Annotated in this window: 13 protein-coding genes; 1 reads left to right on the forward strand and 12 read right to left on the reverse strand. The window is 68.6% G+C overall.

Annotated features, from left to right (window positions below; translation table 11 throughout):
• Nucleotides 1-74 precede the first annotated feature (74 nt).
• The 9 genes from QCD75_RS07375 to QCD75_RS07415 all read right to left on the reverse strand — a co-directional run bounded on the left by QCD75_RS07375 (nucleotide 75) and on the right by QCD75_RS07415 (nucleotide 8,846).
• The gene (locus tag QCD75_RS07375) at nucleotides 75-323 is read right to left on the reverse strand and encodes a hypothetical protein (RefSeq protein ID WP_301227154.1); all 249 of its coding nucleotides are present in this window, start codon (nucleotides 321-323) and stop codon (nucleotides 75-77) included.
• Between the two features lie 183 nt (nucleotides 324-506).
• Complete coding sequence (locus QCD75_RS07380) at nucleotides 507-1,325, reverse strand: HAD family hydrolase (RefSeq protein WP_301227155.1); 819 nt, start codon at nucleotides 1,323-1,325, stop codon at nucleotides 507-509.
• A 73-nt stretch (nucleotides 1,326-1,398) separates the two neighbouring features.
• Nucleotides 1,399-1,911, reverse strand: a complete 513-nt coding sequence (locus QCD75_RS07385) for a YbhB/YbcL family Raf kinase inhibitor-like protein (protein WP_301227157.1) — start codon at nucleotides 1,909-1,911, stop codon at nucleotides 1,399-1,401.
• Nucleotides 1,912-1,920: 9 nt separating this feature from the next.
• Nucleotides 1,921-2,925 (reverse strand): carbohydrate kinase family protein, encoded by a 1,005-nt coding sequence (locus tag QCD75_RS07390; RefSeq protein ID WP_301227159.1) that lies wholly within the window; start codon nucleotides 2,923-2,925, stop codon nucleotides 1,921-1,923.
• A gap of 62 nt (nucleotides 2,926-2,987) precedes the next feature.
• Nucleotides 2,988-4,352, reverse strand: a complete 1,365-nt coding sequence (locus QCD75_RS07395) for an MBL fold metallo-hydrolase (protein ID WP_301227161.1) — start codon at nucleotides 4,350-4,352, stop codon at nucleotides 2,988-2,990.
• 149 nt (nucleotides 4,353-4,501) lie between these two features.
• Nucleotides 4,502-5,851 carry a Na+/H+ antiporter NhaA gene (gene nhaA / locus QCD75_RS07400; RefSeq protein ID WP_301227163.1) on the reverse strand — a complete coding sequence of 450 codons (1,350 nt, stop codon included), beginning with the start codon at nucleotides 5,849-5,851 and terminating at the stop codon, nucleotides 4,502-4,504.
• Nucleotides 5,852-5,928: 77 nt separating this feature from the next.
• Entirely contained in the window at nucleotides 5,929-6,624 is a 696-nt protein-coding gene (locus QCD75_RS07405) for a potassium channel family protein (protein ID WP_301227165.1), read from the reverse strand.
• Nucleotides 6,617-8,008 (reverse strand): TrkH family potassium uptake protein, encoded by a 1,392-nt coding sequence (locus QCD75_RS07410; RefSeq protein WP_301227167.1) that lies wholly within the window; start codon nucleotides 8,006-8,008, stop codon nucleotides 6,617-6,619. The genes QCD75_RS07405 and QCD75_RS07410 overlap by 8 nt, the downstream gene beginning before the upstream one ends.
• A gap of 43 nt (nucleotides 8,009-8,051) precedes the next feature.
• On the reverse strand, nucleotides 8,052-8,846 hold the full coding sequence (locus tag QCD75_RS07415; protein WP_301227237.1) for an alpha/beta hydrolase: 795 nt from the start codon (nucleotides 8,844-8,846) through the stop codon (nucleotides 8,052-8,054).
• Between the two features lie 197 nt (nucleotides 8,847-9,043).
• Here QCD75_RS07415 and QCD75_RS07420 point away from each other — a divergent pair, with 197 nt between their 5' ends.
• Nucleotides 9,044-10,150, forward strand: coding sequence for a GTP pyrophosphokinase (locus QCD75_RS07420; RefSeq protein ID WP_301227169.1), 1,107 nt, complete (start codon nucleotides 9,044-9,046; stop codon nucleotides 10,148-10,150).
• A gap of 18 nt (nucleotides 10,151-10,168) precedes the next feature.
• Here the strand turns inward: QCD75_RS07420 and QCD75_RS07425 are convergent, their stop codons facing one another.
• From QCD75_RS07425 to QCD75_RS07435, 3 genes are all read right to left on the reverse strand, one after another.
• Nucleotides 10,169-10,312 carry a hypothetical protein gene (locus tag QCD75_RS07425; RefSeq protein ID WP_367400636.1) on the reverse strand — a complete coding sequence of 48 codons (144 nt, stop codon included), beginning with the start codon at nucleotides 10,310-10,312 and terminating at the stop codon, nucleotides 10,169-10,171.
• 168 nt (nucleotides 10,313-10,480) lie between these two features.
• The gene (locus QCD75_RS07430; protein ID WP_301227171.1) at nucleotides 10,481-10,921 is read right to left on the reverse strand and encodes a protein-tyrosine phosphatase family protein; all 441 of its coding nucleotides are present in this window, start codon (nucleotides 10,919-10,921) and stop codon (nucleotides 10,481-10,483) included.
• Nucleotides 10,922-10,972: 51 nt separating this feature from the next.
• Nucleotides 10,973-11,701 carry an MFS transporter gene (locus QCD75_RS07435; protein ID WP_301227173.1) on the reverse strand — a complete coding sequence of 243 codons (729 nt, stop codon included), beginning with the start codon at nucleotides 11,699-11,701 and terminating at the stop codon, nucleotides 10,973-10,975.
• Nucleotides 11,702-12,038: the final 337 nt, after the last annotated feature.

A 12,038-nucleotide genomic window follows, 5' to 3' on the forward strand; every position in this document is an offset into this window, starting at 1 on the left:
GGGCACTTTTCGGTGGAGCCAAGCCCGGCCAGAGGCTCTGTTTAACGCGGCCCAGCCCGGCCGGAGGCTCCGGATCAGTTCGCGGGCGGGAGGATCTCCACGCCGTCACTGCAGTGCAGAAGCGTGCGGCCGCGGCCGCCGTCGAGATGCACCCAGACGGCGGTGTGGTCTGCCGTGACGGCGTCCACCTGGCCCTCGGTCTCGTAGCCGGGCGCCAGCCGGACGCTGACGCGGTCGCCCTGCTGCAGGGTCTTCCAGTGCGCGTCCGGCGCCACCCGGCGCAGGGGGGTGTCGTCGGTGTTTTGCGTGCGGTACTTAGCCATGATTTCCCACCGTCAGTCAGCTGATCCGTCGTGAAATTCCAGCGTAGGGCGCCAAGATGAACGCCAGTTGACCGTGAGCTGGTAGTCCGGTGTTTGCGCCGGGAACCGCCGCAGGCCGTGTTGCGGGTACCTGGCGTGGGCGCGCCGGGTCAATCAGGGGCGGGCGGGTCAGCCAGATCCGGTTCAGGGCAGCCGGAGTCCCAGGGCTGCGAGCTTGGCCTCGAGGATCTGGGCGACGCCGTCGTCGTCGAAGTGCGGCGCCTGCTGCCCGGCGGCGAGGATGGCCTCGGGGTGCCCGCTGGCCATCGCGTAGCCGTCGCCGGCCCAGCGCAGCATCTCGATGTCGTTGGGCATGTCCCCGAAGGCCACCACATCGGCGGAGTCGACGCCCAGGCCCGCCGCGTATTCGGCGAGCGTGACAGCCTTGTTGACGCCTGGGAGGGACAGTTCCAGAAGCGCGATATTCGGCGCCGAGTGGGTTGCCGCGGCGAGGTGGGCGACGGCCGGCGTGACTTCGGCCAGGAACTCGTCAGCCGAACCCTCCCGGACCACAGCCAGGAATTTCACCACGGAATCGGCCGCGGTGAGGGTGGTGTGCAGCGGCGCGGGGGTGAACTCGGCGAGCAACCTGCTCGAGCCGTTCTCGATGAACCCGGGTTCCAGGTGAAAGCCGGTCAGGGTCTCGGCGGCGAAGAGTGCGGACGGGCGCAGCCGCTGGATGATGCGGCGGGCCTCGAAGACGGCGTCGAGCTGCAGGGCCCGGGCCGAGACCATGCGGACCGCCTCCAGGTCCCAGACGACGGCGCCGTTCGAGCAGATGACGGTGCCGGTGTGGCCCAGCTGCTCCTGGAGGGGGTGCAGCCAGCGCGGCGGCCGACCCGTGACGAAGACCAATTCGATCCCCGCGTCCCGGCAGGCGTGGAACGCACGGACGGTCCGGTCACTGATTTTGCCGTCGTGGCCGAGGATCGTTCCGTCAATGTCACTTGCTACCAGCCGCATACTGCCAGTCTACGTGGGCGGCGGCGTGGCGGGTTCCGGTGCGGCCGCCCACGCCGACGGCGGCGGCCCGCGGTTAGTGGCGTTCGTAGATGCCGGTCAGGCTCGCGCTGGCCAGGGTGTGCGGGGCGAGTTTGGCCTCCAGTTTCGCCGGGTGCGCACCGGCGTCCAGCCCGGAGTGCGCGACGTCGAGGGCGTGGACCGTGACGATGTACCGGTGCGGGCCGTGGCCCCTGGGCGGAGCCGCCCCCAGGTAGCCGGTGGCACCGCCGTCGTTCTTCAGCTGGAAGGCCCCGGGCGGCAGGTAGCCGGTCTGGCGCGATCCCGCCCCGGCGGGCAGGGACGTGACGTCGGCGGGAAGGTCGAGCACAGCCCAGTGCCAGAAGCCGCCGCGGCCCGGGGCATCGGGGTCGAACATGGTGACGGCGTAACCCCGCGTTCCGGCCGGGGCCCCGGTCCAGCTCAGCTGCGGGGACTCGTCCTTGGCCCCCGCCCCGGTCGACGCGCCGCGCTGGGCCGGCGGAAGGGTCTGCCCGTCCTGGAATGACTCACTGCTGACGCGGAACGAGGGGCCATCGTGGTGTGTCATGGCTGCCTTTCAGTTGCTGGGGAGTTCTGCACTTTCGGAATCGCGGCCCACGGTTTCCGCCGGGTGCGGGGCCTGCGCGCCCAGCTCCGTCCGGTTCAGTTCGGCCCGGGTGGGCGGGTTGGCGCCGGCCCGGGAAACGGTGACAGCGGCGGCCCAGGCGGCATGGGCCAGGAGTCCGCGGAGGCTTTCGGCCGAGAGCTCACGCAGATCCTTGCGGTTCTGCGCCCCGTCCAGGCCCAGGTCCACGATTGCGGAGAGCAGCGCCGCCATAAAGGAATCCCCCGCGCCGACGGTGTCCGCCACTTTCACGGACGGCGCAGGGAAATGCGCTTCGCCGGCGGCATTCACCCCCCAGGGACCCCGGGCGCCGCGGGTGACCACCACCATCGCGGGGCCTTCCGAGCCGCCGAGTGAAAGCCACCGCCGGGCCGAATCCAGCGGATCCTCGCCGGGGTACAGCCACTGGAGATCCTCATCCGAGGCCTTGACCACGTCCGCCAGGGTGACGAACTTTTCCGCCTGCCCGCGCGCGTAGTCCACGTCGGTGATGATGCTGGGCCGGCAGTTGGGATCGAAGCTGATGGTCGCCAAAGGATGGGCATGCTCGACGGCGCTGAGCACCTCGGCGGCCCCGGGAGCCAGCATCGTGGCAATCGAGCCGGTATGCAGCAGGGTTGTTGCCTGCAGCATGAACGGCAGCCGGTCCGCGAGCCCGGGCAGCTGCCAGGCGAGGTCGAAGGTGTAGCTGGCGGCGCCGTCGTCGTCGATCAGGGCGGTGGCGACGGAAGTGGGAAGCTCGTCCGGGCCCAGTGGGAGCAGCACCGAGCTGGACTTCAGGTGTGCCGCCACCGATTCACCGTAGGCGTCTCGGCCGTAGCGGCCGATGAACTGCACCGGGTGGTCCAGCCGGGCCAGGCCCACGGCGACGTTGAGGGGGCTTCCGCCGACATGGGCCTGGATACCAGAGGAACGCTGGACGACATCGACCAGGCCCTCGCCAATAACTGTGAGCATGCTCATACTCTGCCAGAGAACGCGACCCGGCGCCCCAGTGTTTCGGAGTGGGTGTGTTTGGTTCAGGCCGAGGAAGCCCGGGCGCTGTCCACCGGGATACCGGCCGGCCCGGCGTCGGCGAAATTGGCGTCGATGTGGACCACGTCCCTGCCGGCGCGCTGGAGCAGGCTCGCGGCGATGCCTGCCCGGTACCCGGAGGTGCAGTGCACCCAGAGCTTCCCTGCGGGGACGGACTCCAGCTGGCGCAGCAGTTCGTGCAGCGGGACGTTGACCGCTCCGGCCACACGCGAGGCGGCGTATTCGTCAGCCCGGCGCACATCGACGACGGTGTCGCCGGGAGCAAGGCCGGCGAGCACCCCGTCCCAGCCCACGCGGGGATAGGAGGCGAGGGCGGCGCGGGGCGCGAGGGCGTGCGGGTCGGTGCCGAGGGCGGCATCCGGGGACTCGATGCCGATCCGGCAAAGGTCGCGGATGGCGTCTTCCACATCGGTGCGGGATCCCACCAGGGTCAGCTGCTCGCCCCAGGGCAGGATCCAGCCCAGGTAGGTGCTGAAGCTGGTGCCGTATTCGAAGCTCACGCTGCCCAGCAAGTGGTTGCTGGCGAAGGCCACGCGGCGGCGCAGGTCGACCACCCATTCTCCGTCCGCAAGCCGGCGCGTGAGCTCCGCGGCGTCCAGCGATTCCGGCACCGCCAGGTCAGCCGGCGCGGGGCCGGCGGCGTTGGTGACGCCCATGTGGGCGTAGTAGGAGGGGTAGGCAGTGAGGTTGGCGATGAGTTCCTGGACGAAGTGGTCCTCGTCCGGGTCCGTCAGGGCGTGGTTGCTGGCGAGCTGCTCCGCGATGGTGGAGGAGCCGGCGCCGCTGGCCGGACCGGAGGAGCAGAAGGATCCGAAGCCGTGGGTCGGAAACAGCGCGGCTTCGGGCACGGCCTCCCCGACGAGGCGGCGGACGGAGGCGTACTGGTCATGGGTGAGGCCGAGGGTGTCGCCGGCGCCGACGAGGTCCGTGCGTCCGACCGAGCCGTACAGCAGGCTTCCGCCGGAGAAGACCGCCTGCTGGCCGCCGTCGTCGACGATGAAGGACAGGTGGGTGTGGGTGTGGCCCGGCGTGGCAACGGCCTTGACCGTCAGCGCGCCGACCCGGACGGTCTGCCCGTCCGTGACCGGCTGCCGCTCGAACTTGACCGGATCGGCGGCGTTCACGAGGTAGCTCGCGCCGTGGGCCCTGGCCAGCTCGAGCCCGCCGGTGAGGTAGTCGTTGTGGATGTGGGTCTCGGCGACGTGCGTGATTCTCACCCCGGCGTCGCGGGCGGCCGCCTCGACGCGGTCCGTGTCCCGCTGCGGGTCGATGACCAGCGCCACGGACCCGTCATGGACGAGGTAGCTGCGGTCCCCGAGCTGTGTGGTCTCGATAACGATGACGTCCATGTCTTCCTCCTGGCCTGCCGGGCGTGCCACAATCGGCCGCAAGGCTGTCAGCTGCGCACCTCCATCATCAAACCCCCTGGGGTATGAACGCAAGCCTGGTTTGTTGGCGGACAACCGGCGCCGCCCTCCGCCGCTGAGGGGCCAAGCGGCTACCGGCCGGTGCCTTCCTGCTGGTAGACGTCCGGAATCCCGTCATGGTCCGAGTCGACTTTCTCCGCCTCTTCGGCCTGCCGGTACTGCCGGTTCCGGGTCCTCAGCACCAGCGTGGCGAGCAGCGCCGCCAGCATGGAGGCCGCGAGGATGCCGACTTTGGCGTGGTCGTCATGGATGCTGCCCTGGCCGAAGCTCAGCTCGGCCACCAGGAGCGAGACGGTGAAGCCGATGCCGGCCAGCAGGGACACTCCGAAGACGTCGATCCACTTGAAGCTGGTGTCCAGCCGCGCCTTGGTGACCTTGGTGAGCAGCCAGGTGGTGCCCATAATGCCGATCGGCTTGCCGAGGACCAGCGCCATGACAATGCCGACAGCCACCGGGTCGGTGAGCGCCGAGACGAGTCCGTCCCAGCCGCCCACGGCCACACCGGCGGAGAAGAACGCGAAGATCGGGACGGCGACACCGGCCGAGATCGGGCGGAACCGATGCTCGAAGATCCCCGCGAGGCCCGGACCGGCCTCCGGGCCGCCGCTGGCCTGGGAGCGCAGGACCGGAATGGCGATCCCGAGCAGCACCCCTGCCACGGTTGCGTGGATGCCGGAGGCATGGACCAGGGCCCAGGTGGCCGCACCCAGAGGCAGGAGGATGACCCACGCAGCGGCGGTTTTCATCCCGAAGAAGCGCCGGTATTTGTGCGCCAGAAAGGTGTACAGGGCCAGGGGAACCAGGGCCAGCAGCAGCGGCAGCGGCTGGAGGTCACTGGTGTAGAAGACGGCGATGATGGTGATGGCGATCAGGTCATCCACCACGGCCAGGGTCAGCAGGAAGATCCGCAGGGCGCTGGGCAGATGCGAGCCGATGATGGCGAGTACGGCGACGGCGAAGGCGATGTCGGTGGCGGTGGGGATTGCCCAGCCGCGGAGGGTTTCCGGGCTGGTGAGGTTGACGACGGCGTAGATTACGGCCGGGATGGCGACGCCTCCCACGGCGGCAGCGACCGGCACAATCGATTTGTCCAGCTGCCGAAGGTCCCCGGCGATGAATTCTCGTTTGAGTTCGAGCCCGACCAGGAAGAAGAAGATTGCCAGCAGCCCGTCGGCCGCCCAGGCCCCGAGACTCAGTTGCAGGTGCCAGGGTTCGTAGCCGAACTTGAAGTCCCGCAGGGCGAAGTAACTCTCGGAGATTGGCGAGTTGGCCCAGATCAGGGCGATGACGGCGGCGGCAACCAGGAGGGCGCCGCCGACTGTCTCTTTGCGGAGGATCTCGCCGATCCGAAGGGATTCGGCGTAGCTGCCGCGGCCGAAGACGGTGAAGCGCGGTCGGGAGGGAGCGGGTGTGGGGCTCATGCGGGAGTCCTAAAAGTTGGGTCGACAAAACCATGCCGACCAGACTTCCCGGCGCACCTGTGACCCAGTCTAGTGGGTCAGGGCAACGTGCTGAACCGTTCAGCCTTTGCTTTGCTGCCCTGGACGATGATCTGGTCGTCGTCGTAGAGCACCGTTTGCGCCGTCGTGTGGCCCCATTTCCCACCGGGCCGTTTGAGCGCGACGATGGTGACGCCGTACTTGTCCCGGAGGCCGAGCACGCCCAGGGGCCGGTCCCGGATGCCGGAGGGCGGGCTGGTCCGGATCATCACGAAGTCATCCTCGAATTCGACATAGTCCAGAATCGAGCCGAGGACCAGGTGCGCGACGCGCTTGCCCATGTCGTGTTCCGGCCGGATGACGTGCTCGACGCCGAGCTGGGCAAGGATCTCGGCGTGCGGTTCGCTGATGGCCTTCGCCCAGATCTGCGGACGCTGGAATTTGAGGATCCGGGAGGTCGTCAGGATGCTGGCTTCGATATCCGAGCCGATCCCCACCACGGCCCGGTCGAATTCATGGACCGAGAGCTGGCGCAGCACCTCCTCCTTGGTGGAGTCGGCCCTGACCACATGCGTGAGGCGCCCGTTGAAGGACTGGACGATCTCTTCGCTGGCGTCGATACCGAGCACCTCGGTGCCCTGCGCCTCCAGCTCCAGGGCCAGCGAGCCGCCAAAGCGGCCCAGGCCGATGACCACCACCGAGGACGCCTTGTCACTGGCCGTGGCGGAGTGGGACGAGAAGATGTTCCTAGCCAATGAGGGGCCTTTCCTTGGGGTACTCGTAAAGCATGGGTCGTTCGCGCAGGGCCAGGGCCGCGCCGAGCGTCACCGGGCCAAGCCTCCCGACGAACATCAACAGGATCAGCACGAGCTGACCCGCCGGAGGGATCGCGGCGGTGATGCCGGTGGACAGCCCGACCGTAGCGAAGGCCGATATGACCTCGAGCAGGATCCGTTCCTGCCCGAAGTCGGTGATCAGCATCAGGAACATAGTCGAACCGGTGACGAGGGCGATCGCCAGCAGCACCACGGTGATCGCCTGGCGGTGCACCGCGCGGGACAGGCGCTTGCCGAAGATGTTTACGGCCGTTCCGCCCTGGAGTTCGGTGCTGAGAATGAAGAACAGGACGGCGAAGGTGGTAATTTTCAGTCCGCCGGCGGTACCTGCCGGGCCGCCCCCGATGAACATCAGGATGTCCATGCCCAGCCAGGACACGGGGTTCATCTGGGCGATGTCGATGCTGTTGAAGCCGGCGGTGCGGGTGATGGCGGACTGGAAGAAGCCGGCCAGCACCCTCTCGGCAGGGTTGAGTCCGCCCAGGGTGGCCGGGTTGGCCCACTCGACGGCGGTGAGGAACACGGTTCCGCCGACCAGGAGGATGGCTGAGCCAACAAGGACGAGTTTCGTGTTCATGCTCCAGTGGATCGGACGCCGGTACTGCCGGCCCAATTCGAAGAGGACCGGGAATCCGAGGCCGCCGATGATGACGGCGGCGGCGATCGGCAGGCAGATCCAGGGGTCCCCGACGAACCCCATCAGGTTGTCCGAGTACAGGGCAAAGCCGGCGTTGTTAAAGGCCGAGATGGAGTGGAACACCCCGTGCCACACCGCCTCGCCCAGCGTATAGCCGTACCCGGCCATGAAGTGGATCGTGAGAATCAGCGCCAGCGCAGCTTCCACGACGAGGCTGATGAGCAGGACTCCGACCAGCACCTGGCGAACGTCCCCGAAACCGTTGCTTTTGGTCTCGGCGGCGGCAGAAATCCGGGACCTTAAGCCGAGCCGGCGGGCGGTCAGGACCCCGAGCAGCGTGCCGAAGGACATCACGCCGAAGCCGCCGATCTGGACCAGCACCAGGATGACCACCTGGCCGAATCCGCTCCAGAAGACCGGGGTGTCCACGGTGATCAGTCCGGTAACGCAGACGGCAGAGGTAGCGGTGAACAGCGCATCCAGCGGGCTCGCCCCGCCGCCATCGGCCGTGGCCGCGGGGAGCAACAAGAGACCCGTGCCGGCGGCGACTGCACTGGCGAAACCGAGCACGATGACCTGGGCCGGGTGGCGCGGCGCGAAGACCCGGAGGAACTTGGTGAAGCCCGCTGCCAGGGCGCGCAGGATCGCAGGAGCTTCGGCTTGCATAGGGGTCACGCTACCACCGGCCGGCGGCTCGAGCGGATGGGACTCAGCCGAGCAGGAGTTGCACGAGTTCGCGGCACTTCCGGTAGGCGGCGGCCTTCGGGTCGATCAGCGCGAAATGGTCGCCCGGGACCTTCAGGAGCTGGACGGGGGCGCCGGCAGCCTTGGCCGCCGCGGCGTAGGAGTCGGACTGGCTCACGGGGACCGTGTCATCGTCCGTGCCGTGGACGGCATAGACCGGGACGGTCAGCGGCACCGCGCTCATCGGGTCCGCATATTTATGCCGTTTCGGGTATTTCTCGGAGGAGCCGCCCAGCAGGTTGCTGACCGCGCCGTTGCTGAGGTTCAGCCGTTCGGCTTCCGCGAGGTTGAGCACCCCCGACTGGCTGACGACGCCGGTGAGGTGCAGCGCGCCGTCGTCGGCCCGGCGGAGCAGCTGGCGGTCCGCGTCAGGGGCGCCGAGCTGGGCGAGGCGGCGTCGTCCCGCAGCCCAGACCGCAAGGTGGCCGCCGGCCGAGTGTCCCAGCGCCACGACCCGCTCCAGCCCGACGCCGTGTTCATCGGCGATGTCGCCGAGCTTGTCGATGCCGGCGAGCACGTCGGCGAATGTGTGGGGCCAGCCGCCGCCGTTGCCGGCGCGGCGGTATTCCAGGTTCCAGGCGGCCATGCCGTGCGCCGCGAGGTCCTTGGCCAGGGGTTCGCCGAGTTCCGCACCGTACTGCGAGCGCCAGTAGCCGCCGTGGATCACCACCACCACACCCTGGGTTGCGGCGGCATCCGGCAGGAAGAGCTCGCCCCACTGGCTGGGGTCATCGCCGTAGCTGTACCTATGCCGCTTCACAGTGTCCTCCTTGGGGCCCGGTGAACAGGCGGCGGAGACTGCCCCCAGAGTCACCGTCGCTGCGGCCGCGATCAAAGCCCGACGCCGCACATCAGCCATGTGCCGAGCCTACCTTGAGCGCCGCGCGGCACGGCGTAAGGCGGCCGCCGCTGGGGTGTCAGCCCGCCGCCGTCGTACCCCGGCCGTAAGCTGGAAGCATGGCGAGCAACTGGGATCGACTGGACCCGAACCTGCGCGAATCGGTGCAGGACAACGTGGAACTCTACGAGCGGGTGCGCCCTGCCCTGAAGCTGGTCACCCGCGAGGTCCTGCTGACGCTGCGGACCATGCTCAAGGGCACCGAGGTGACTCCGTTGTTCGTCACGGGCCGGACCAAGACAGTCGAATCCTTCCGCGAGAAGATCTCCCGCATTGAGGAGCCGCTGGAACCGGGCGGTCCGCCGGTGCTGAAGTTCCCGGACCCGTTCCGGACCCTGAATGACATGGTGGGCATCCGGGTGATCACGAAGCTGCCGGCGGAAAACGCGGTGGTGGCCAACCTGATCAAACGCCAGCGCCAGCTCTTTGACTGCCGTGGCGACCGCGAGAAGGACATCGGGTCCATTGAGTCGGGAACCTACGGCTATTCCAGCCGCCACCTGATCCTCCGGACGATCCAGAACGACGCCGTCAAGGAGTACCAGCAGGCCTTCAACCCGGAGGTCCCGCCGAACGGCAGCTACTTCTTCGAATGCCAGATCCGCACCGTGTTCGCGCACGCCTGGAGCGAGATCGAGCACGACATCCGCTTCAAGGCCGAGGACCCGCGCGCCTGGACCCCGCACTTCGACCGGCAGTTCACCGCCACCGCCGCCATGCTGGAAACCGTGGAAGGGGCGTTCGCTGACCTGCACGAACGCTACGAGGAGGTCCGCAGCTATTGGGACATGGACGGCGAAGGCGCCGCTCAGCTGACCCCGAACCGGATCCGCGACGTCTGGCGCACGCTCCTGCCGCACGTGGACCGGAAGGTCGACGACGACTGGGGCTGGGCCGCCGAGCTGATGGCCGCCCACGGCCTCAACCAGACCATGCAGCTGGCCGGGCTGCTCAGCGCCAACCGGATCACCGAGGTCCGCAAGGCCCTGGACCACCGCTACTCCCCCGGCCCTGACCGGCTCCTGGATGACCTGCTGCTCTGGCAGTACGGCACCAAACACATCGACCTCACCGCCGAACCGGCCGACGCCGTCCCGCACCCGCGGCGCGACAGCCTCCAGCGGCGGCTCAAACAGATCGAGCGCTACCGCCTGACCCAGGGGTAGGACCGGGGATGGGTGAGCCTAGAGCCCGGCTGGCTCCAGCCGCACCTCGACCACTTCAGCGGCCGGGCCGTCGGCCGGGACCAGCGTGACCCGGTAGGCGGCTTTACCTGGTGATTCCGTGACCGCCCCGACCAGTTCCGTCCCGCGGTAGAGCAGGCCCACGCCGTGGTCGGTGCAGCTCCGCGGAATTTCCGAGTCTCCGGCAAGTCAGCAGCTGCGCGGCGCTATCGCGTCTTCGAGGCGGGAATTTCCGTACGCTAGCGGAATTCGGGCGCGCTCGGAATTTGGCGCGTCGCGGTGGGGCGGGCGCGTCGCGGCGGGGCGGGCGGGTCACGCCTCCGGGACTCGGAACCGGGCGACGTATGTCCGCTGCCACGGAGTCTCGACGGCGCCCCGGCGGTACCGTGCGCGCACGAAGGCGACGGCCTCCGCCGGCGGGACACCGTCCAGAATGGCAAGGCAGGCCAGGGCGGTGCCGGTCCGGCCACGGCCGCCCCAGCAGGCAACTTCGACCCGCTCGGTCTCCGCACGGCGCAGGGCCTCCGTCAGCGCATCCAGGGTATCGGCGTCGTCGGCCGGCACGCGCAGGTCCCGCCAGCGGACCCAGCGGGAATCCCAGCCCACCGCGGCCGGGCGCTTCCCCAGCAGGTACAGGCCAAACTCGGGCTGCGGCCCTGCGGGAATCGGCCTGAGCAACGCGCGACCGCGGATAAGCAGGCCGGACGGAAGTTCAAGGATTCCCGCCCGGCCCGGGTCCCAGGTCTGCCTCATGTTCCCGAGCGTAGACCTTCCGCCGGCAACACGCACCGGTCCAATTCCGACCTAGCCCAGATGAACCACGAGTGCGTCACCCTGTGTTCCGGTGAAGATCTCGCGGTCGATGTTGATCAGCAACAAATCAATCGAGGCAATCAGGACCGCGAAGCCCGCAGGAAGACCATGGAGTAGCCGGTGGAGAGTGCGGCCATCGAGACGCTGGCCCGTGGCGGCGGCAGCGATGGTGCTGAACAGGGCAGCGCCGAGGGAGCCGCCGATCTGCTGCGAGGCGTTGACCAAGGCGCTGGCCACACCGGAATCATCCTCATCCACACCGAACAGGGCGAGGTTCTGCATCGGAACGAAGACCATGCCCAGCCCGACACCCATGAGCAGCAGTGCGGGCAGCATGTTGGCGAGGCAGCTGCCCTCGGCGCTGATCTGCATGAGCCACAGCATCGCGGCCGCCAGGAAGACCGGGCCCACGGCCGTCGGCATTTTCGCACCCAGTTTCGGCAGGTTCTTCGCGACGAGCGCTGCCGTGATGAGCACCGCCACCGTCATCGGCAAGGAAGCAAGCCCGGCGAGGAACGGTGCGAAGCCAAGCACGATCTGGATGTAGAAGTTGATGAGGAGGATGCCGCCGATGAGGACCGCGCCGGACAGGAACGAGGCCAGGAAGGCCGCGGCGGGGTTGCGCTCGGTGGCCACGACTAGCGGCAGCAGGGGGTGCTTGACTTTCCGCTCGGCGACGAACCGCGCCAGCAGCGCGACGCCGGCAGCAATGAAGCCCAAGGCATCGGGCTAATCCCAGCCGCGCTCCGCATTGGTGAAACCATAGACAAGTGACCCCAGCCCCAGGGCGGCCAGGATAACTCCGGGCCACTCGTACTTGGTGGACCTTGGGCAACGGCTTCTCCCAGGCCTTCATCGTTCTGCGCCATCGCCGCAGCGGCCCCGGCAACGCCGCCCACGGGTTCGGCCGCCCGGCCTAATGGTTCCGGCGGCGCCGCCGGCCGGGCGTCGTGAGCTCCCGCCCGGTTGCACCTCCGCCGCAACGAAAAAAGCCCGGCATGTTCCCAAGGACATACCGGGCTTTTGGGTGCCCGGTAAAAGCACCCGGGCACAAGCG

It is taken from the genome of Arthrobacter sp. PsM3 (assembly GCF_030433895.1).
Taxonomy (GTDB): domain Bacteria; phylum Actinomycetota; class Actinomycetes; order Actinomycetales; family Micrococcaceae; genus Arthrobacter.